24 protein-coding genes and 1 other annotated feature are annotated in these 21,984 nt (G+C 27.8%); of the genes, 3 read left to right on the forward strand and 21 right to left on the reverse strand.

Features of this window, described 5'->3' with window-relative positions; all coding sequences use genetic code 11:
* Positions 1-82: 82 nt before the first annotated feature.
* From CHL78_RS01645 to CHL78_RS01660, 4 genes are all read right to left on the reverse strand, one after another.
* Entirely contained in the window at positions 83-1,324 is a 1,242-nt protein-coding gene (locus CHL78_RS01645; RefSeq protein ID WP_094366030.1) for a sensor histidine kinase, read from the reverse strand.
* Complete coding sequence (locus tag CHL78_RS01650) at positions 1,311-2,015, reverse strand: response regulator transcription factor (protein WP_094366032.1); 705 nt, start codon at positions 2,013-2,015, stop codon at positions 1,311-1,313. Before CHL78_RS01650 ends, CHL78_RS01645 begins: the two co-directional genes overlap by 14 nt.
* Before the next feature lie 174 nt (positions 2,016-2,189).
* Positions 2,190-2,636 (reverse strand): SPX domain-containing protein, encoded by a 447-nt coding sequence (locus tag CHL78_RS01655; protein ID WP_094366034.1) that lies wholly within the window; start codon positions 2,634-2,636, stop codon positions 2,190-2,192.
* A gap of 184 nt (positions 2,637-2,820) precedes the next feature.
* Positions 2,821-4,440 (reverse strand): sensor histidine kinase, encoded by a 1,620-nt coding sequence (locus CHL78_RS01660; RefSeq protein ID WP_158540614.1) that lies wholly within the window; start codon positions 4,438-4,440, stop codon positions 2,821-2,823.
* Positions 4,441-4,607: 167 nt separating this feature from the next.
* Between CHL78_RS01660 and CHL78_RS01665 the strand changes: the two genes are divergently transcribed.
* Positions 4,608-4,997 (forward strand): GntR family transcriptional regulator, encoded by a 390-nt coding sequence (locus tag CHL78_RS01665; protein WP_094366038.1) that lies wholly within the window; start codon positions 4,608-4,610, stop codon positions 4,995-4,997.
* A gap of 103 nt (positions 4,998-5,100) precedes the next feature.
* A complete protein-coding gene (locus tag CHL78_RS01670; protein ID WP_158540615.1) occupies positions 5,101-6,105 on the forward strand; it encodes a DUF5808 domain-containing protein in 1,005 nt (334 codons plus the stop codon).
* Between the two features lie 86 nt (positions 6,106-6,191).
* Here CHL78_RS01670 and CHL78_RS01675 read toward each other — a convergent pair whose 3' ends face one another.
* The 13 genes from CHL78_RS01675 to CHL78_RS01735 form a co-directional block, all read right to left on the reverse strand.
* Positions 6,192-6,755, reverse strand: coding sequence for a tryptophan transporter (locus CHL78_RS01675; RefSeq protein ID WP_094366042.1), 564 nt, complete (start codon positions 6,753-6,755; stop codon positions 6,192-6,194).
* A 192-nt stretch (positions 6,756-6,947) separates the two neighbouring features.
* Positions 6,948-7,227 (reverse strand) — a binding site (T-box leader).
* Positions 7,228-7,363: 136 nt separating this feature from the next.
* Positions 7,364-8,461 carry a Nif3-like dinuclear metal center hexameric protein gene (locus CHL78_RS01680; RefSeq protein ID WP_094366044.1) on the reverse strand — a complete coding sequence of 366 codons (1,098 nt, stop codon included), beginning with the start codon at positions 8,459-8,461 and terminating at the stop codon, positions 7,364-7,366.
* A 23-nt stretch (positions 8,462-8,484) separates the two neighbouring features.
* Positions 8,485-9,174 carry a tRNA (adenine(22)-N(1))-methyltransferase gene (locus CHL78_RS01685; RefSeq protein WP_094366046.1) on the reverse strand — a complete coding sequence of 230 codons (690 nt, stop codon included), beginning with the start codon at positions 9,172-9,174 and terminating at the stop codon, positions 8,485-8,487.
* 137 nt (positions 9,175-9,311) lie between these two features.
* Positions 9,312-10,478, reverse strand: coding sequence for an RNA polymerase sigma factor RpoD (gene rpoD / locus CHL78_RS01690; RefSeq protein ID WP_199533968.1), 1,167 nt, complete (start codon positions 10,476-10,478; stop codon positions 9,312-9,314).
* A gap of 16 nt (positions 10,479-10,494) precedes the next feature.
* Entirely contained in the window at positions 10,495-12,303 is a 1,809-nt protein-coding gene (dnaG, locus tag CHL78_RS01695; RefSeq protein WP_094366050.1) for a DNA primase, read from the reverse strand.
* Positions 12,304-12,704: 401 nt separating this feature from the next.
* Positions 12,705-13,196: a 2-amino-4-hydroxy-6-hydroxymethyldihydropteridine diphosphokinase gene (gene folK, locus CHL78_RS01700; protein ID WP_094366052.1), complete on the reverse strand. Its 492-nt coding sequence runs from the start codon at positions 13,194-13,196 to the stop codon at positions 12,705-12,707.
* The gene (gene folB, locus CHL78_RS01705; protein WP_094366055.1) at positions 13,189-13,554 is read right to left on the reverse strand and encodes a dihydroneopterin aldolase; all 366 of its coding nucleotides are present in this window, start codon (positions 13,552-13,554) and stop codon (positions 13,189-13,191) included. Before folB ends, folK begins: the two co-directional genes overlap by 8 nt.
* Positions 13,555-13,563: 9 nt before the next feature.
* Complete coding sequence (gene folP, locus CHL78_RS01710) at positions 13,564-14,355, reverse strand: dihydropteroate synthase (RefSeq protein ID WP_094366057.1); 792 nt, start codon at positions 14,353-14,355, stop codon at positions 13,564-13,566.
* Between the two features lie 16 nt (positions 14,356-14,371).
* The gene (gene folE / locus CHL78_RS01715; RefSeq protein ID WP_094366059.1) at positions 14,372-14,944 is read right to left on the reverse strand and encodes a GTP cyclohydrolase I FolE; all 573 of its coding nucleotides are present in this window, start codon (positions 14,942-14,944) and stop codon (positions 14,372-14,374) included.
* 17 nt (positions 14,945-14,961) lie between these two features.
* Complete coding sequence (locus CHL78_RS01720) at positions 14,962-15,636, reverse strand: hypothetical protein (RefSeq protein WP_094366061.1); 675 nt, start codon at positions 15,634-15,636, stop codon at positions 14,962-14,964.
* A 26-nt stretch (positions 15,637-15,662) separates the two neighbouring features.
* A complete protein-coding gene (locus tag CHL78_RS01725; RefSeq protein ID WP_094366063.1) occupies positions 15,663-16,400 on the reverse strand; it encodes an aminotransferase class IV in 738 nt (245 codons plus the stop codon).
* Positions 16,390-17,739 (reverse strand): aminodeoxychorismate synthase component I, encoded by a 1,350-nt coding sequence (gene pabB, locus CHL78_RS01730; protein ID WP_199533969.1) that lies wholly within the window; start codon positions 17,737-17,739, stop codon positions 16,390-16,392. Before pabB ends, CHL78_RS01725 begins: the two co-directional genes overlap by 11 nt.
* A 1-nt stretch (position 17,740) precedes the next feature.
* Positions 17,741-18,325: an anthranilate synthase component II gene (locus tag CHL78_RS01735; protein ID WP_094369192.1), complete on the reverse strand. Its 585-nt coding sequence runs from the start codon at positions 18,323-18,325 to the stop codon at positions 17,741-17,743.
* A 235-nt stretch (positions 18,326-18,560) separates the two neighbouring features.
* Here CHL78_RS01735 and CHL78_RS01740 point away from each other — a divergent pair, with 235 nt between their 5' ends.
* On the forward strand, positions 18,561-18,740 hold the full coding sequence (locus tag CHL78_RS01740; RefSeq protein ID WP_094369193.1) for a hypothetical protein: 180 nt from the start codon (positions 18,561-18,563) through the stop codon (positions 18,738-18,740).
* Between the two features lie 21 nt (positions 18,741-18,761).
* Here CHL78_RS01740 and CHL78_RS01745 read toward each other — a convergent pair whose 3' ends face one another.
* The 4 genes from CHL78_RS01745 to CHL78_RS01760 form a co-directional block, all read right to left on the reverse strand.
* Positions 18,762-19,085, reverse strand: a complete 324-nt coding sequence (locus CHL78_RS01745) for a hypothetical protein (RefSeq protein WP_094369194.1) — start codon at positions 19,083-19,085, stop codon at positions 18,762-18,764.
* Between the two features lie 108 nt (positions 19,086-19,193).
* A complete protein-coding gene (locus CHL78_RS01750) occupies positions 19,194-19,892 on the reverse strand; it encodes a polysaccharide deacetylase family protein (protein ID WP_094369195.1) in 699 nt (232 codons plus the stop codon).
* A 26-nt stretch (positions 19,893-19,918) separates the two neighbouring features.
* Positions 19,919-20,908 (reverse strand): CAP domain-containing protein, encoded by a 990-nt coding sequence (locus tag CHL78_RS01755; protein ID WP_094369196.1) that lies wholly within the window; start codon positions 20,906-20,908, stop codon positions 19,919-19,921.
* Between the two features lie 204 nt (positions 20,909-21,112).
* The gene (locus tag CHL78_RS01760; RefSeq protein WP_094369197.1) at positions 21,113-21,931 is read right to left on the reverse strand and encodes an MORN repeat-containing protein; all 819 of its coding nucleotides are present in this window, start codon (positions 21,929-21,931) and stop codon (positions 21,113-21,115) included.
* Positions 21,932-21,984: the final 53 nt, after the last annotated feature.

Consider the following 21,984-nt stretch of genomic DNA (forward strand, 5'->3'; position numbering starts at 1 on the left):
CATTGCCTCCATATTTTTAACTATCTTATACCTCTATTTTATAGAAGTTGTGTTACTATAAAGTGAATTATTATGTGACATATTAGTCACAATAAGTTTTATGGAAGGTTATGTGAAACTCTGTTCCCTTACTTTTTTCGCTTCTTACAAATATATCTCCATTTTGACTTTCAATTATTGACTTTGCCATAGCAAGACCTATCCCTACACTATCTTCTTTTGAACTACTTTTTCCTCTATAAAATCTTTTGAATATATTAGGTATATCTTTTTTATCTATTCCTTCACCACTGTCTTTTACTATTATCTCTGAATACAATGGATTTTCCTCAAAACTTATACTAATAGTTCCATTATCATTAGTGTGCTCTACACAGTTTTTTATAATATTTACTAAAGCCTCTACTGACCAATCAATATCTCCAATATAAGAAGCATTTTTATCTCCTTCTATTACTAAGTTTTGATTTTTTATCTCTATTGGTACTTTTATTGGCTGCACTGCTCTATGAATAAGTTCCTCTATATTTACTTTATCATTCTTAAAATCTATTACCTTCGCCTCTACCTTTGATAGCTTAAGCATACTTTTTATTAGCCAATCCATTCTATTTAATTGAGATTTTATTTTATCCAAAAATTCAACCTTAACTTCTATTGGTAAATCATCATACATTAAATCGTTTAATATCATAAGTGATGTCATAGGAGTACGTAGCTGATGTGAAATATCTGATATTGTATTATTTAAAAATACTTTTTCTCCTTTTAAAAGGGATACATTCTCTTTTAATACTGTAGTCATCTTAATAAGCTCTGTTTTTAAAAGTCCTATTTGACCTTCTTGATTTCTATTTTTCATGTCAAATTCGATGCCTTCTGAGCTGTTATATACATAATTTGTCATATCTATTATATCTTTATATATTCTTCTAAAATAGAACAATGCCAATATGATAATAACCAAAAATATTAATAAGACTAATATAATATTGGTTTTTGTTATATCTTTAAAACTAGAATTAATTATAGGCTCATATTGTGATTTTATATTATGATTATAGTTATATTTACTTAATACTTTTGCCCCTAACTCTATATTTTCATAATTTTTACCCTGAGTTATAATATCTATTATTTCTTTTTCAAGTTCTGGATGCTCGCTTAATATATTACCTACAATAACTTGATTATTTTCTACGACCTTATTTTTTATGACGTTTATTGATGCTACACTAAATCCAACGCTTAATAGTAGTGCTAAAAATAATAGTAGGATATATTTGATTGTAAATTTCTTTATCTCTGGATTAAATATGAACATTATTTTCACTTCCTATCCATTTATATCCAAGTCCTCTAACAGTAATTATCTGCTTAGGAGTTGATGGATTATCCTCTATCTTTTCTCTTAAACGCTTTATATAAACTGTTAGCGTGTTATCATTTACAAAGTCATAACTTACATCCCAAAGTTTCTCTAATATCTGGGCTCTACTTAGTACTATATTTTTGTTTTGAGCCAAAATCAATAATAGTTTATACTCTACAGAAGTTAAATATATCTCCTCATTATTTTTGAAGATCCTAGCTTCTAGAGTATGTATACTTATATTTCCAAACTTAAGAATCTTCTTATTTTCTTCATTAACTGCTCCTCTTCTTCTTAGTACTGCCTTAATCCTTGATATTAATTCTCTCACTCTAAATGGCTTTGTCATATAGTCATCTCCTCCTATATCAAGCCCCATTACAATATTTACTTCTTCATCACAAGCTGTTAAAAATATTATTGGAACCTCTGACATATCCCTTACTTCTTTACAAAATTCATAGCCTGTGCCATCTGGCAGCATAACATCCAAAAGGATTATATTATATTCATTATTGTTTATACTTTCTCTTGCACTTTCTAAATCCTTTGCTATATCAACATTAAACCCCTCTTGATCTAGGGCATATTTTACTCCAAATGCTATTGTACTATCATCTTCTACCATAAGTGCTTTTATCATATGTTTTTCCCTCCTATATTTACATTTATAACCTTATTATACACAAATATACCGTACTCTAAAATATTTCTACATATTACAGATTAGTCACATACAATATATATACAAATACAAAATAACCGATTAGCATGAACTTATACTAATCGGCTTTTTATATTTTTATTTAATTTCTTACTATTTTTCTTCTTCATAAAAATCATAATTATCATATACACCTTCAGCATAACTACTTGGATCTACTTCAACTTGATTTTTGCTATCTCTTGTAATATTTAAATAGTGTTGCATTTCTTCTCTAGTAGCATCGTTACAATTTTCGCAGCTTATTCTTCTAGAGTTAAATTCATTTACTTTTTCTTCTAACTCAGAATCAACTTTTTCTTCCTTTTCTTTTTCGTCATTTAAACTATATACCTTGTCACAATATTCAAACTCATCTAATTCAACATCATTTAAATATTTAAGTTCTTCTTCAACAGAATTAATTTGTTTTTTTATTGCTTTATAAGCAATAAAACTTCCTACTCCTGCTAGTACTATACCAGTAGTAATCATCATACCTTTTCTACTGTGTTCTTTTGCTTCTTCTTTTAATTTCTTTTGTATAAAATAACTTATCATTGTGATTCTCCTTTCTAGTTGTCATATCTTATAGCTATAGTATCTGTATTATTTAAATAAAAATTATACAAATAGGAAAATACATTTTTTGTTAGTTTTATGTGTATTACAAATATATTATTGTATTTACTATTATATTTTTTATATAAAAAATAGAGATACATTAGTATCTCCATTTCTTTATTTATATATCCGATAGTTCTAACTCTATACTTTGTCCAACATGATTAAATTCAATATACTCTTCTTGATCAATTTTATATGATTTGGGTATAGTTACTTTTACTGTTGTTCCAATATTTTCTATACTGTCTATCTCTATATGACCATTTAACAAATTCACCATTTGACTTACAATATTAAGACCTATTCCTGTGCCCTCTTTATGTCTAGTTTCTTTTGATTCCACCCTATCATATCTATTAAATATATCTTTTATTCTATTTCTAGGGATTCCTATTCCAGTATCTTTTATAATAATTTCCACAAATTCTTTTGCATTATTTGTACATACATATATATTACCATTTTCAACATTGTACTTTATAGCATTAGATAATATATTAAACATTATTCTTTCCATAAATTCAATATCTACTTCACAAAACATCTCTTCTTCTTCTGTATCAAATACTAAATTTATTTTTTTACTTTGTGCAAAAGGTAGTACTGACATTGTTATATTTTCTGTTAGACTAACTATATTTAAGAACTTTAAGCTTACTGTACTATTATTATTTTCAAATTTAGTACAATCTATAAAATTATTTATAAGTCTTACTAACCTATTGCAGTTTTGCCTCATAATACCATTAAATTTTTGTATATCATCAGTCTTATTTTTTTCGATACTAATATTTTGCATCTGTATTGCTGAATATATTACATTTACCGGTGTTTTTAATTCATGCGATATATTTGACAATACTTCGCTTCTAGATTTAGCCATAGATTCTTTTAGCTCTAAATTATGTATACTTTCACTTAGCTTATTTTTTTCTTCTATTAAGTTTGTATATAATACCTTATTAGGTCTTTGTATGATATCGGTTATACATATCTTTACTATATAATAATAATATATCCCTCTTAATATTGCCAGAATTATGTATATCGTAGTTACAGGTATTGGATATATTTTAAAATGTATATATTCAAATACCATAGCTGAGAATATAGTTAAAGATTTTAATCTTATATACATTCTTAAGTCCCTCATAGTTCTTTCATTTAAATCATATTTATTATTTTTAACATAATAATTTACAGACATGTACAAAATAAGAGTTACCAATTGTACTAATAATCTATCTTGTGTAATATTACCTTTATCAACTATTATCTGAGGAAGTATGTTAGTGCCACAGACTATAAATACAGTAACTAAAATAATAGTTAATCGTAATATTATTGATTTTTCTATATTAAAAGATTTATTAATATACTTAAATGAAAAATAAATTGAAACAATTTCAATAATACAAGTAATCATAAGAAGCCATAAAGATTTATTATAAGCACCTAGTACATTTATTGAGTCTAAATATACATAAATAATATTCATAATTCCAATAGTCGCAAATGTAAGTGCCAAATGTTTATAAAAATACCCCTCATTCACATCTATACAAACTAAACATATCAAAACACTTGATATACCAATAATTGTACCAGCTATAAATACAATATAATATACATATACAAAATTAAATTCTTCAAATAATATAATACTTAGTATTAACATAAATAAATATGCTAGTAAAAGCCCATACAATTCTTTATTTTTACTATTACTATTTAACACACTATTCCCCCCTAATATTAATGATAGTATATTTTTTAACATATGTCATATATTTTTGATAATATCTGCTTATAATCATATTGGTTTAACTTTATTTGCGTTAAAGTTTTATTATAAACAGCTATATGTTATACTATATATATAACATATATTATGGAGGTGGTTTAATGATCTTAAACTTAGATTTTAATAGTGAAAAGTCAATTTATATCCAAATCACAGAAGAGATAACAAAAGCTATTGCTAAAGGAGATTTAAAAATTAATGAATCTCTACCTTCAGTTAGAAGTATGGCAGAAAGTATAGGTGTAAATCTTCATACTGTAAATAAATCTTATAATGAACTAAAAGATGAAGGATTTTTAAATATTGATAGAAGAAAGGGAGCTATAGTTGCTAGCTTACCTATGATAGGTGAAAATAATACTAAAAAAGAAAGTATGTTAGATTTAGAACTTTTAGTTGCTAAGTCTTATTTATCTGGAATGAGTAAGGGTGAGTTTTTAGAATTAAGTTCTAAAATATTTGATAGCTATGAGGTGAAATATCATGAGTAATATTATGGATTTATTAAGTATAATTCCTCCCCTATTTATTTTATTTTTTGTTTTTTACTTTATGCAATCTCTTACATCTAAAAGAATATTTTATGGGGTTAGTATGGAAAGTAAGTATCTTGACGACGAACGACTTAAGTTATTAGATAAAAAATTTAAAAAACTTCTTACTCTAGGATTTTTATTAATATTATGTATTACTCTTATATTCATATTAGTATTAGATAAGGCATATTTTGCATCTATGTTTTCTATAATATCAATTATTATATACCAAGGTGTCATATATGTAAAAATTAATAAGGAAGCAAAATTAGTAAAAAATGAATTAATAAGTTCTTCAGAGAACTGTTCTCAAAACTCATCTTCTAAAGCTATAATTGATGTTAAATTTATTAGTCAAAGAGATGCTCTTTTAAAGAAATTTAAAGTTTTATACTTAATACCTATAGTTATAATATTAATAGGTTGTGTTTATACTTTTTCAAAATATACTGATATACCAGATATGATTCCTACTCACTGGGATTCTTATGGAAAAGCTGACTCTTTTGTTGAAAAGTCCTATTTTAATTTAATATATTATATTGGACTTCAATTATTTACGGTAATACTTGTAGCTATTATTTCTATAAGTTCTATAAAATCTAGAGTAAAAATTGATACAACCAATGTTGAAAAAAGTAGAATTGAAAATATTAAATATTTAAATAAAGTAGGGTACTCATTTTTATTTTTAATGATTTCAGTAATATTGCTACTTACAAACACTTTAGTTGCTACAGTTAATGGCTCTGATTTAAATAAAGTGTTCATGAATTTGTCTATGCTTATCATGATACTTAGCACACTTTTTTTATCATTGTCATTTGTTAAATCTCCAAACTCTAAGAGTACATCTTCATATACTACTGATGATGAAGATAAATATTGGATATGGGGATGTATTTATAACAACCCAAATGACCCATCTTTTATGGTTCAAAAAAGATTTGGCATTGGTTGGACTATAAATATTGCAACACCACTTGGAAAAATATCATTAATAACTACTATACTGATATTATTGGCTTGTATAGTCGGCTCTTTTTCTGAGCTATTTAGTTAATCTATAATTTATATTAAGTACTTGTTATTTATTAAGGCAGGTAGTTGAATTATTATCAACTACCCTACCTATTAATCTCAAGTACTTTATTTATTTCTAGAAGTGCTTTGATAATTAGCTCTACTAACTGACATATCAACTACCTTAAATATGAATAATCCTACGACTAAATTTATTATAATGGCTGGTGCTACTGCTGCCAAAAATAATGTAATAAATGAACCAGGAAGACCTGCTAATATTTGTGCTGATCCTAAAAAAACTGTCCCACTTATTAATGTACCAAGTGGCAGTATCACCGTAGATACCACTAAATTTTGTTTCTTGTTACTTAATTTCTTTATTACAGGGAATCTATACATAATGTACATTAATACATAAACTATATTTGTTGTAATAATTTTATCTAATATATTTGGAACTTGACCTGCAGGAAATTTTGTAGTTAGTGCAGTAAATACACCTGTTACTATACCTGCTACTAGCGAAGTTTTATAATCATCTTTATTTATTACCATTATTACAAATAACATTATAAGTGCCATATCTGGTTGCATAGGTAGACCTATTGCAGGTGTAAGCTGATGAAGTAATAGCCCCATTGCTAAAAGTAGAGAATTTAAAACTAACTTTCTTGTATTTGATTTCATAATTATTCCTCCTAATTTTTTTAATATAATTTTTTATTTTCCAATCACTTATTCCATCGTCTTCAGGTTCATACTTTCATACCATACTTATCACCTACCTTTAATATTATTTTTTGATATTACATGAGCTTTGCTTAGTTTTATTGAAGTAAATTATAAATTTTTAAACAATAAAAAAACTCCGCCCTAAACTAATAGGACGGAGATTATCCGCGTTGCCACCTAAATTATATATGATAAATAAATATAACTATATATATCCTATATTTATCTCATACATCTCTCTACTCAGATACAATCATATCTGCCTTGCTATAACGTGCAAGCCACGGTAAAGTCTACTCTCATTATTATGATTTCGATTTACTCCTCTAAGGGCCATTCACTAAATTTCTTCTTGCTAAGATTCCACCATCCTCAGCTCTCTATCTTGAACCTAAACTTAATTACTTCTCCTTGTCGTAGGATTTATTAACTTATTGACTTAATAGTATTTGATTATCCAACAAATGTCAACTATTTTTTTATATTTCATTAGTTTTCATATTATAACTATATGAATTTATTTAAATATAGTTACTATTTCTTTTCCAAATATCTATTATTTACTATACAATCTTAAAAGGATTTAGATTAACACTACTTTTTATCGTTTGAACATCTTCAATACCATCTAAGAATCGCTTCATAGCATCTTTAAATATATCCTCTGTCTCAAAATGACCACAATCAACTATACTCATCCCCATATCTAGGGCATCTTGTGCATCATGATATTTTACATCTCCAGTTATTATTACATCAGCACCTTGTCTTTGAGCTTTCTTCACCATATCCGCTCCAGAACCTGTAACTACCGCTACCTTACTTACTTTAGTATCTAAGTCTCCAACTATTCTTATGTGTTTCATGTTTAACTTTTCTTTTATTTTATTAGAAAGTTCCACTAATGTTGTAGAGTGATTTAACTTACTAACTCTACCTAATCCAACGCTATTTCCCTTATTTTCAAGCTTATACAAATCATATGCAACCTCTTCATAAGGATGTACCTTTTGCATAGTACTTAGTACCCCACCTAGTATTCTTTGTGGTACTATAGTTTCTATTTTAATTTCATTTACATGTTCTATATCATTAATATTTCCTATAAATGGATTAGAACCTTCTAAAGGCTTAAATGTACCTAAACCTTCACTATTAAAGCTACAGTGACTATAGTTTCCTATATTTCCACATCCAACATCTCCAAGTGCCTTCCTCAAAACATCTGCATGAGTAGTAGGAACATATACTGCTAACTTATATAAAATTTCACTATTAGTTACTTCTAGTATTTTAGTATTTTCAAACCCTATAACTTCCATAAAGTAATCATTTAATCCATCAAAAGCTATATCAAAGTTTGTATGCATAGAATAAAGTGCAATATCATGCTTAATAAGCTTATGTATAAGCCTTCCTTTTAGATCACCTGTATTTATTTTATTTATTTTACTAAATATAAATGGATGGTGAGTTACGATAAGGTCTATATTATTTTCTATTGCTTCATTTATTACGCTCTCATTTGCCTCAAGTGTAACTAATATTTTTTTTATTTCATTATCAAAGTCTCCTACTAAAAGACCTACATTATCCCAGTCATAGGCTAAGTTTAGTGGATATTTGCTTTCAATTCTTTTTATAAGACTTTTTAATTTCATGTTAACATCCCCTTTATATCATACTACTTCATAATATTTTTTAGTTTTTCTATTGCTACGTTACTTTCTTCTCTTTTCTTATCTATTCCTTCACCGCTTTTGCCTTCAAGCTTCTCTATTACTGCATTGTATTTGTAGATTTTCTTATCGATAAATTCTTTAAGCAATTCATCATTATTTTCTATAAGTTTTTTACCTACTTCATAGTATATATCATCTTCTACTGGTGTATTCTTTCCTGTATACTTAGTGATTATTATTTCATAAATTCTAAAATCTTCTTTAACTAACACTTCATCTAATATTTCATATCCATTATTTAATAAATAGCATCTAAGTTCATCTTGCGCTTGCATTGGTTGTAATATCAACTTACCTGCACTATGAGCAACTTCTGGCTTTGCTTCTAGTAGTTGACTAATTAATATTCCACCCATACCCGCTATGATTATTTCATCTACTTCATTTTTTTCAAGTACTTCTATACCAGACCCTAATCTTAAGTCTACTTTGTCTAATAACTTATTATATCTTACTTCGCCTCTAGCATTTTCAAGAGGTCCTTTATTTACATCTGCAAGTATTGCAAAAGGTACATCTCCCTTGTTTAATAAGTAAACAGGAATATAACCGTGGTCAGTCCCTATATCTGCAACTCTTTTTCCCTTAGTAACTAATGATGCTATTTTTAATAATCTATCTGTTAATTTCATATATTTATCCTTTCATATTTTAATTTCATTTAATTATCATTTTAGTTAATGAAAATTTTCTATCATATATCTTAATGGCTTTTCTATATGTAAAAAATTCGCCTTAGTTTATAAGGCGAATTTATTTTATCTATAATTTAATCTAAGTAATCTCTAAGTTTTTTAGATCTACTTGGATGTCTTAATTTTCTTAAAGCCTTAGCTTCTATTTGTCTTATTCTTTCTCTAGTAACATCAAACTCTTTCCCTACTTCTTCAAGAGTTCTAGCTCTTCCATCTTCAAGCCCAAATCTTAGTTTTAATACTTTTTGCTCTCTTTCATTTAAAGAACCTAATACATCTTCTATTTGTTCTTTTAATAATGAGTATGCAGCAGCTTCTGCAGGTGCTGGAGCGTCATCATCTGGTATGAAGTCTCCTAAATGACTATCTTCTTCTTCACCTATTGGAGTTTCTAAAGAAACAGGATCTTGAGCTATCTTCATTATTTCTCTAACCTTATCTTCAGTCATTTCCATTTCTTTAGCTATTTCTTCAGGCTTAGGATCTCTACCTAGTTCTTGAAGAAGTTGTCTTGATACTCTTATTAATTTATTTATTGTTTCAACCATATGAACTGGTATTCTTATTGTTCTTGCTTGGTCAGCTATAGCACGAGTTATAGCTTGTCTTATCCACCAAGTAGCATAAGTACTAAACTTAAATCCTTTTGTGTAGTCAAACTTTTCAACTGCCTTTATAAGACCAAGGTTTCCTTCTTGAATTAAATCTAAGAAAAGCATACCTCTTCCTACATATCTTTTAGCTATACTTACAACAAGTCTTAAGTTAGCTTCAACTAATCTAGCTTTAGCCATTTCATCTCCAGCAAGCATTCTAGTTGCTAACTCTATTTCTTCATGCGGTTTAAGTAGAGGTATTTTTCCTATTTCTTTTAAGTACATTCTAACAGGATCATCTATACTTATTCCTTTAGGTAAAGATAAATCGATAGCTTCTAATTCCATCATTGACTCTTCTTTTGGAGCATCTTCTTCTGTACCTTCATCTAGATTATCCATATCTAAATCATCATCAGGTGTTGAGAAGTTCATATCAGCCTTATCATCTTTATTTTCAGTAACTTCTATACCTAAGTTTCCTAAGGTTACATAAAGATTTTCTACTTGATCTTTATCTAATTCAGTTTCAGAAAAAGCTTCCATTATTTCAGCAAGTGTAAGCGATCCTTGCTTTTTACCTTTTTCTATTAACGATTTTGCCGTTACTCTTTTTGATTCTTTTTTAGTAGTTTTATTTTCCATACTCAAACCTCCCTTCTTATATGCTTTGTAACATTTTTCTTATCTCAACTATTTTTAAAGCAACTTCCATAATTTTAACATCTACCTCTTTCGCATCATAATTATTTTTGTTATTTTCAATATATCTTTGTTCTTCTAATAATCTATTCATATTTTCTTGAAGTCCATTTTTCTTAACATTTCTAATTATTTCATCTATACTCTTGACATCACTACTATTTATACTATCTAATGATATAGAATCTAAATCTCTAATATATTCTTCGGATATGTTTAAACTATTTGTTTTGTCAATAGTTATTTTGTCCAATTCTTGATTTTTAATTATATATTTTAAAATTTCTTTACTATCATTTAATAAGAAATTAGATTCATCTATCTTAAGTAATGCTGTTTGTCTCAGGTTTTTGCTATTTAACATTAATTTTATAAGAGTTTCTTCCACAAATTGCTTGCCCTTTTCTATTGCTTTAGGTTTTTCAATTACTGGAGTTTCTTTTTTATTTGAGTATTTTTTATATTTATTATCGTAAGATTTATTGTAATTTTTTCCATATACTTCTCTTTTAATAGATTCAGTGCTTATATCTATAAGACTACTTAAGTATTTAGTGTAGTAATCTATTTCTACTGGACTTTTTAATTCCTTTATTATCTTAGATGCTTCCTTAGCAAACTTCACTCTCTCTTCATCTTTATTTAAATTAAAAGATTTTTTAAGATGATTAATTTTATACTTTATGTAGTGAGTTGAAGCATCCATAGCCTTTTTAAATTCCTCAAGACCATGTTTTCTTATAAATTCATCTGGATCTTTACAGTCTTTTAAGTCTAAAACCTTTACGTTTATACCTAACTTAACTAATATATCCATTGCTCTAAGGCTTGCATTAACTCCAGCATTATCTGAATCGTATGAAATAATAGCAGTGTCTGCATATCTTTTTATCAAATGTCCTTGTTGTTCTGTCAAGGCTGTACCTAAAGTAGCTACTACATTTTTTATTCCATATTGATATATAGAAATTAAGTCCATATATCCTTCTACTAATACTACTGTTCTATCAACAATATTTTTTCTAGCAAAATTCAATCCATAAAGATTTAGCCTTTTGTTAAATATTAAAGTATCTGGTGAATTTAAATATTTTGGCACAGAATCATCTAATACTCTACCACCAAATCCAATCACATTTCCTCTATAATCAAATATTGGAAACATAACTCTGTTTCTAAATTTATCATAATACTTATTGCCTTCAGTTTTATGTGCAATTAGTCCGCACTCTACTAGTTCTTCTTTGCTGTATCCTTTTGATATTAGATAATTCATAAGGGAGTTCCAAGAATCTACTGCAAATCCTAACCCAAATGTTTTTATTATTTTATCATCAAGACCTCTTTTTCTTAAGTATTCATACCCTAGGTTTTTACTACTTAATAAATTAGAGAAATAAAATCTAGCTGCTTCAACATGGATGTCCTGAAATTTTTTAGACTTTTCTATTTTTATTCTAGATTCTTCATTCATGTTAGTATTAATTTCTATACCATTTTTTCCAGCAAGTAATTTAACAGCATCCATAAAATCTAAATTTTCCATTTTCATAACGAAGTTAATTACGTCTCCACCTTCGCCACAACCAAAACATTTATAAATCTGTTTTGATGAGTTTATATAAAATGATGGTGTCTTCTCACCATGAAATGGACACAGTCCCTTATAATTTATTCCAGACTGTTTTATCGGCATATAATCTGATATTGTAGCTGCAATATCACATCTATTTTTTACTTCTTCAATCACATCTTTTATATCATTCATATTATCACCTTCTGGTGCAATTTTTGTGTTAACATATCTATTTTACATTATATTGCAAATTTGTCAAATGTTCATTATACAGAATTCGACTTTTTTTGTTAATATCCTTCTTATATTTTATTTTTTTTATTTATTTTAAGGATTTTTTTGATATTAACTCTTAAATTTTGACAATCACGGTTTTCAATCAACCATTCTCGTAGTTTAATCTTTCCTTTTTGGTTTGTATTTACACCTATTTTTATCTTAAAAATAAACTTTTTTTGAAATTTCATATTTTTATATTTTATAATATTTTCATAATTTTATCCCCTATTTACTAAGTTTAAAATATGTATTAAAATACAAAAAAATATCTATAAATAGGATTTTTAAAATTCTATTTATAGATATCTTTATTTTTAGGCAATAATAAATTCTTTTACCTCTGACTTTTCTTTATTTGTTAAATTTTCTAGATATAACCTTATACTTTTATTTTCAATAGAAAGATTCTCATCTAAGTCCATAAGTGGAATAAGTACAAATGCACGATCTTGAATTCTAGGATGAGGTATTTCTAAGTCTTCACATTTTAGTTTAATATCATTGAAAAATAATATATCAACATCAATAGTTCTTGGTCCCCATCTTATTACTCTTTCTCTATGAAGCTTTTGTTCTACTTCTTGACATACCATTAAAAGTTCTTCAGGCGATATAGTTGTTTCTATCTCAACGCACATATTTAGGAAATCATCTTGTTCAGTATAGCCCCAAGCTTTAGTTTCATATAATTTTGACTTTTTACTTATTGTTATAGAATCATTATCATTTAGTATTTCACAGGCACATTTTAAATTATTTAGTCTGTCACCCATATTAGTTCCTATACCTAAGTAAGCTTTATTCATCTCTACTTCTCCTTATTTCAACTCCAAAGTAGTCATATATACCATTTACAGGCGCTTCTGGCTTTCTAACTCTCACCATTAATCCATTTATAAGTTCAAATTTTTCTAATACTTCTTTACATATATCTTCAGCTAAAGCTTCTATAAGATTAAATCTTTTCTCTTGAACAATAAATTTAGCAACTTCATATACATCTGCATAGCTAACAGATTTGTTCATATCATCGCTTACACCAGCTTCTTTTGTATCTAAATAAAGTTCCATATCTATAAAGAACTTTTGTCCAAGTACTGCTTCTTCCTTTAATACTCCATGGTATCCATAAAATCCTAAGTTACTTAATAATATTTTATCCATCTTTCAAACCTACCCTCTATATATAGCATCTGCCATTTGAGCAGCCTTTAAATTTTCTTTTACATCATGTACCCTTACTATATCTACACCATCTCTTATTCCTAGTACAGTAGTAGCTATAGTGCCTTCTACTCTTTCCTTAGGTTCAACATTAAGTACATTTCCTATTACAGATTTTCTAGATGTTCCAAGTAATATAGGATATCCTAAATCATTTAATTCACCTAATCTTTTTAATACTTCTAAGTTTTGTTCAAAAGTCTTACCAAATCCTATCCCTGGATCAAGCACTATTTTTTCTTTCTTTATTCCAGCATCGATTCCTAGTTCGATACTTTCCTGTAGAAAGTCCTTTATACTTTCCATTATATCTTTATCATAATCTGTACCATCTTGATTATGCATAATACACACGTATGCATTGTGTTTAGCTATTGTTTTAGCCATATTCTTATCTTTTCTAAGTCCCCATACATCATTGATCATTTCTACACCTAAGTTTAAAGCAGCTTCTGCTACTTCTGATTTATATGTATCTACTGATATGGGTACATTTATCTCTTCTTTTAATCTTTTTATAACTGGTAATATTCTTGATGATTCCTCTTTTGCATCTACATATTTGTGACCTGGTCGAGTTGATTCGCCACCCAAGTCTACTATGTCCGCACCAGATTCAACCATTTCTTTTGCATGATTTACAGCAATATCTACATTGCTGTAATCTCCCCCATCAGAGAAGCTATCTGGAGTAACATTTAATATTCCCATTATATAAGTTTTTTTACCATAATCAAACATATTCTCTCTCCTCAAATTATCTCATATTTATTAAACTTAAGGCTTCTGATCTTGAAGATATATCTTTTTCAAATATTCCTCTTACTGCTGAAGTTACAGTTTTTGATCCTGGTTTTTTAACACCTCTCATTGTCATACACATGTGTTCAGCTTCTACTACTACCACTACACCATATGGCTCTAGCTCTTTCATTATAATATCTGCTGCATCCTTTGTTATTCTCTCTTGTAATTGAGGCTTTTTAGCTAAAGTTTCAATTACTCTAGCAAGCTTAGAAAGTCCTGTAAGCTTTCCACCCTTCGGTATATATGCTATATGAGCCTTTCCAAAGAATGGAACTAGATGATGTTCACAACAAGAATAAAATGATATATCTTTTACTACTACCATCTCTTCATGCTTTTCATCTTGGAATAATACCTTTAAGTGATCTTTTGGGTCTTCATGAATCCCTGAGAAAATCTCTTCATACATTCTTGCTACTCTATCTGGAGTATCTATAAGACCCTCTCTATCTGGATTTTCTCCAATAGCTTCCAATATATCTCTAACGGCTCTTTTTATTTTATCTCTATCTACATTACTCATTGGTTTGACCCCCTTGGCTAGTAAGTTATATTTTTAAATATATAATCGCAAACTATCAACAAATCTTCATAATTATAAGATTTATTGACATCTAATAATAAGTTGAAAATGTCTTTGTCTTCAACCTCTAATTCTTTTACTAATTTTTTATCTTTAGGTATCCATTTATCATTTATGCTAAAGCATGCAACTATTATATCCCTTAAGTATAAATTCGTCAAAAACTCATATTCGAACTTGTTAAATTTTTCTCTATCTTTTAATCTACTTACTTTAGAGTATATATCATCTTTTATCGCTTTTTTTTCTTCATTTGATAACTTATTGGGACCCTTTTTATATTCTTCCTTGCAAGTATATATTATACCATTTGCAACTTCATTTTTGTCATATACTACTTTTGCATTCTTCATTTCATTTAAGAAAAAATACTCTTTACTAGCTATAAATTTATTCATACCATCTTTAGAAAAATAGCTTATATCAAATTCTAAATCTTGTATTTCCTTATTTTCTCTGACTTGATCTTCTATTTGGTCACAAAGAACAAATAAATCTATGTCATTTACTTTTATACCCTCATCATCCAAATTTAAATCTTTACTTGAACCAACTAAGAATATGCATTGAGTAGTACTATCTCTTTTTATTTTTTCTATTTCTACATTATATAGATTATAAATATTGTTCATTTTTAATTCTCCTATGCGGGATATAATTAAATAAATTTGCAGATATTGTTAAATATTTCATTTTCTTTTTCATAGGCTACTTTATCAATTTTAACAACCTTCATAACCTTCATCAAACTATTGCTTATAAACACAAAGTCAAAATCCTTTATTTCTGATATTTCTATTTTTTTCTCTATTATCTCTGTATCTAATTCTTCGCAAATGTCTATAATCCTTCTCCTCATAGTACCTTTTAGTATTGGTAGTTCAGATGTTGGAGTATATACTTTATTATCTTTTATGAAAAATATATTACTCATTGAACACTCTAGTATTTTACCGTTCATATCTAAAAATATACCATCATCAAATCCAAGATTGCTAGCGTGGTTTTTGGTATAAATATTTTCAAAGTAATTGGTAGTCTTATGTCTATAAAGCACACTATCTCCTCTTTTTATAGGTGATATAGTTAATTTAAATCCTTTTTCATAAGAATCATTATTATATACAATATCTCTAGTTGAGATATTAAATCCTTCATCAAACACAGTCAATCTTAATGCTTTATTTTTAATATTATTATCTTTAATATAGCCTAATACTTGATTACTTAAATAATCTTTATCGTAGTCTATATTTAATTTTAATTCTTTTATTGAGTTATATATTCTATTCATATGTAAATCTAATTCTATAGGTTTTTCATCAACTCTGATAGTTTCAAATACACCCATACCAAATTTACATAATCCACTCTCAAAAGATACTTTACTCTTCATAATAACCTCTTAGAGCCCTCATAATAGATTGTGCTTTATCTAAAGTCTCTTGGTATTCTTCAGATGGGTCTGAATCCCAAGTCATACCTCCTCCAACTTGGAAATGCACTTTTTGTTCTTTTTTTACAATAGTTCTGATTGCTATATTTAAGTCCATATCACCATCAAATCCAATATATCCAATTGAACCTGTATATACATTTCTTTGAGTTGGTTCTAATTCATCAATTATTTCCATTGCTCTTATCTTTGGAGCGCCTGTTATAGATCCACCTGGGAAAGTAGCTTTTATGACATCTATGCTATCCTTATTATCTTGTAGCTCTCCTACTACTGTTGCTACTAAATGATTTACATTTGTATAAGGCTCAATCACAAATAATTCAGGAACCTTAACGCTTCCTATTTTTGATATTCTTCCAATATCATTTCTCTCTAAATCTACTATCATCAGTAACTCAGCTTTATCCTTTTCGCTATTTTTCAACTCTTCTTGTAGCCTTAGATCTTCTTCTTTTGTCTTACCTCTTGGTCTTGTTCCCTTTATAGGCCTTGCCTCTATTTTTCTATCTATACATTTTATAAATCTCTCTGGTGAGTTAGATAATACGTGTACACCATCAAAGTTTAAAAATGCTCCAAAAGGTGCGGGACTGAACCTTCTTAAATCCCTATAAAGCTCATAGCTAGAAAGGTTTGTTTCTCCAGTAAATCTCTGAGTTAAATTTGCTTGATATATATCCCCTTGCTTTATATAATCTCTAACTTTATTGACAGAGTTTTTAAATTCATCCTTAGTAAAGTTTGATGATAATTTTACAGGCTTTACTTCTTTTTCTTCATAACAAATAGAATCTATTCCATTTTCCTCAGCAAGCTTAATTTTAGATTCTACAATCGATAATACATTTTTTTCCTCATCATCATTTATTCCAGGAGTTGCTATATAAGTTTTATTTTCTAAGTGGTCTACTACCACTACATAATTATATAATCCAAAGTATAAATCATATACATCAGTATCATCTATAGCAGTCCTTGGAAGCTTTTCAATATAGTTTCCTAGGTCATAAGATAAATAGCCTACTGCCCCTCCTATAAAAGGAAGATCACTATCATTATTAACCTTATATTGTTCAAGTTCAAATTTTAATTTATCTAAAGGATTCTCATCACTTTCTTTATATTTTAATACTTTAAATGGATTACTACTTATAAAAGAATAGCGCCCTAATTTTTTTGCATCCATAGCACTATCTAGTATAAAGCTATTATTCTCATCTTTAAATATAGTGAAAATCTCAAAGGAATTTAATTTAGTATATATTTCTTTAATCATATTATATATTTACTCCCTCTCTCGCTCTTTTTATAAAGTTTCTAAGTATATCATGACCTTGTTCTGATAAAATAGCTTCTGGGTGGAATTGTACCCCTTCTATAAGGTAATCTTTATGTCTTAGTCCCATTATTTCACCTTCTTTAGTAAGTGCAGTAACTTCTAACTCATCAGGCAAACTATAATTATCCACAACTAAAGAATGGTATCTAGTTACATTTAACGGGTTATTAAGCCCCTTAAATACACCCTTATCTATGTGATTAATACTATGAACCTTACCATGCACCGGTTTATTTGCTCTTACTACTTTCCCTCCAAAGGCATGTCCTATTGTTTGGTGACCTAAGCATATACCAAGTATTGGCTTTTTTCCCTTAAAATTATCTACTACATCTAGACATATCCCCGACTCAGTTGGAGAACATGGTCCTGGAGATAATACTATTATTTCTGGATTCATTTTTTCAATATCTGTAATGTTTATTTCATCGTTTCTTTTTACAACTACTTCTTCACCTAGCTCACCAATATATTGTACAAGGTTGTAAACAAATGAGTCATAATTGTCTATCATAAGGATCATAAATAATAGCCTCCTAAAATTCTTTTTATACATTTTATATATTCTATATAGTTTGCAAAAATCATTTTATTTTGAGATATAAAATAAATTTGTGTTATTATATATGATTAATTATATATTTTATTAGAAATCTGTGTCAACATAGACTGTCTTGATGATATTTAGACATAAGTAATAAGTATATTCTTAATAGGTTAGTAAAAAATAATATTAAATTTAACTTGGAGGTTTTAACATGAATAGATACGTAATTATTAGATCAGATACTAAGTCTATATCACCTCCTCTATCAGAAAAAGAGGCTATTAAAAAACTTAAAGAATACGATATGCAAGGTATTACTAGTTATTTAGTATACAGTAATAAATACTTAGACTTTGATTATATTAACAAATCAAATATTTATGAAGGGTAAACTTAACACATCAAAAAGGAGCTAACAGCTCCTTTTTGCCAACTTACAACCAGAATTGTAATACTTCTCTTTTTTTCCTTTTCTTTTTCTTGTAGTTAGTAATTCGTTGATTTTATTAATATAGAAATCATCTTCACTTAACCTTATGAGACTAGCAAGATAATACCCATCTGTACTTTTCGGTACTTTTTTATTAAGGACTAAATCAATAGCTGTCTTAGCTGCATCAAAATGTCTTAGATGCGTATGACCCTCTTGAAAACTTTTTTTAGTATTATAAGCTACATAACCTTCTTTCACTTGGAAAATTATAAACTCTTTTTTTTCATATATTTTATTATACATTTAATCAATCCTTTTCAAGATAGTCTTATTATTATAATATTAATATATATGAAAATTGTTTATACTTTTTGCCAATTAAAAGATTAAATTTATATTAAATTATACTTTTTAGTTTCCAATCAACTCTGATACTGTTACAAATTCAAATCCCTTTTCAATCATTTCAGGAATAAATATATTCATAGCCTCTACAGTATTGTTAGTAGCATAATCGTGAAGAAGTATAATATCTCCATTCTTAGCTTTAGTGCTTATCTTATTTGCAATTTCAGAAGCCGGTGGATTTTGCCAATCCCTTACATCTATGGAGTTCCATAATACTATTTTGTATCCATGAGCTTTTGCGATTTTGCTTAGTTCTTCTCTTTTATAACTTCCATATGGTGGTCTAAATAAAGTTGGTTTCTTACCTGTTAATTTCATTAATATCTCTTCACAGTTTACTATTTCTGTCTCAATTTGTGATGAGCTTAAATTACTTATATCAGGGTGACTAAATGTATGATTTCCAATTTCGTGCCCTTCTTCACTTGCTCTTATAAGTGGTTTAGAATACCAATTTGCATGTTTCCCTGCTATAAAGAATGTTGCTTTTGCATTATACTTTTTAAGTACATCTAATACTTCATTGGTTTCTTTTGGATGTGGTCCATCATCAAAAGTGAGAGCTATTAACTTCTTATCTCTTGGTCCATTTTTTATAAATACTTCTTCATCATCCAAACCATAAACACCAATACCGTAGTTTAAAAACATAGCTAGTGTAAGTATTATACCTATTATTGTCTTTTGGCTTTTTCTAATCATGTCTGTACTTCCTTTCAATATTTTAGCTACATAAAAAAGTTTTGTGTATAGTAGGTACTATAAGATCCACCAAAATCTACACCCACTCCTATATACTTATAATCCCCTAAAATATTTTTTCTATGTCCTTCTGAATTCATCCATGCTTCATGAGCATATATTGCACTAGTTTGCCCTGCAGCAATATTTTCTCCAGCTCCTATATATTCGATTCCTTCTTTTTTCATTCTTACAAATGGACTTTCATCATCTTTATTTACATGATCAAAAAAATCTCTATCATTCATATCTTTGCTGTGTTTTCTAGAACTTGTTTTTGCTTGTTCATTAAATTTTAAGATGTTTAAATTTCTTTGCGCCCTTACACTATTAGTCAAATCTATTACTTGTAATTCAAAACTTTCTCTAAGGCTTTCACTTTCTTTTGCATATATTCCATTTAGGCTATCTTCTGCCTTTTCACTTATAACTTGATAAGAACATATTTTGTAATCATCATATTTATCATAAAATACGGTTATATACTTGTTATCAATATTTATTACATCATATTGGTTATCAGAATCTATTATGTACCTAGTATTCCCTTTTTTCTTGTATTCTAGTGGCTCGTATACTTCTATTACAGAGGTTCTATAATTATTTATTTTTATATCTCCAAGTTCTGAAGAATCCAAAGAATTACTATAAAGAGCTACCACCTTGTTATCTTCTATTCCTACCATAGCAAACTTTTCTGCAATTTGATTATATACATACCATTCAAAGCTATACTCACTATCGTCAATCCTACTTGGGTTTCCAATTTTAGATTTTACAGAATCTATACTATCCCCTATCCTTAGAGTTTTAAAATTATCTATACTTATATTTTTTATTTCTTCACTAGACAATGTCTGAGTTTCTATCTGTTCTTCAAATAATTCATCTTTTATCTTGTTTATTCCATCGCTTATCTCACTTTTATAGAAAAATACAGCAAATACAACTATTAATATAGCTACTAATTTTTTCAATATATCACATCCTTAATAATTTCTTATTTTATATTTATGGTATTTTTTTACATTATTTATACATTAAATTTAGAAATTATAGATTTGTAATTTCATACTATCTATACAGGATTTAGCATTACTTGAATTATTATATAACTATAAGTTAGAAAATATATTTTCTTGTCGTATAAAAAATAAAGCTTTATCTAATTATAGATAAAGCTAAAACTTTGAAGAAAATAATTCATCTAAACTTCTATTACAAATTGATGGTTTATCAAACTTCCAAGTACCATCATATACCAATTCGTTATTTAAGTAAAAAGTACCAGTTCCATGCTTTTTACCATGTAAAAAGTCCCCTGTATAAATCTTGCCTTCTTGCCATGTGTAAGTCCCCTTTCCATGAACCAAGTTATTTTTCCACTCACCTTCATAGATTATCTTACCTTCTTTATTATAGCAAGTTCCATAGCCTTCCATTTTACTATTTCTAAATTCTCCAACATATACACTACCTTCTTCCCATATGTATATGCCAACACCATTCTTTTGACCATCTTTCCAATTCCCTATGTATTCATCTTTACTACTATATATCATCTTTCCTATTCCATTCATTAAGTCATTCTCAAATCCACCAGCATAAGAATTACCATTTGAAAATGTAAATATACCTTTACCATGTTTCATATCATCTTTAAAGTCTCCTACGTACTCCATAGTGCCTTCTTCTGTTGAGAACGTATATATACCAGTTCCATCCATATTTCCATCAACCATTTTACCTATGTATACATCCCCATTTGAAAAATTATATATCTTACTTGAAGCTCTCTTTTGTTTTATTTCAGATTCTTCTATTTCTTCAGCCACACTAGAATCTCCTTCTATTTGTGAGATTTCTTTTTCTGTAGCAACATCTTCTTTTTTTAATATAAATTTTTTTGTTCTTCTTATAGACTTAACGTCCTTTATAGTTTCATTTATAAAATTTAAATATTCTTTATAAACTTGATCATGCTCTTTAACTAAGTTCATCTTTACTTCCTCCGCTTACAGTAGAATTACATCTTTACTATCAGATTTATTAT

It is taken from the genome of Romboutsia weinsteinii (assembly GCF_002250835.2).
GTDB lineage: Bacteria > Bacillota > Clostridia > Peptostreptococcales > Peptostreptococcaceae > Romboutsia_A > Romboutsia_A weinsteinii.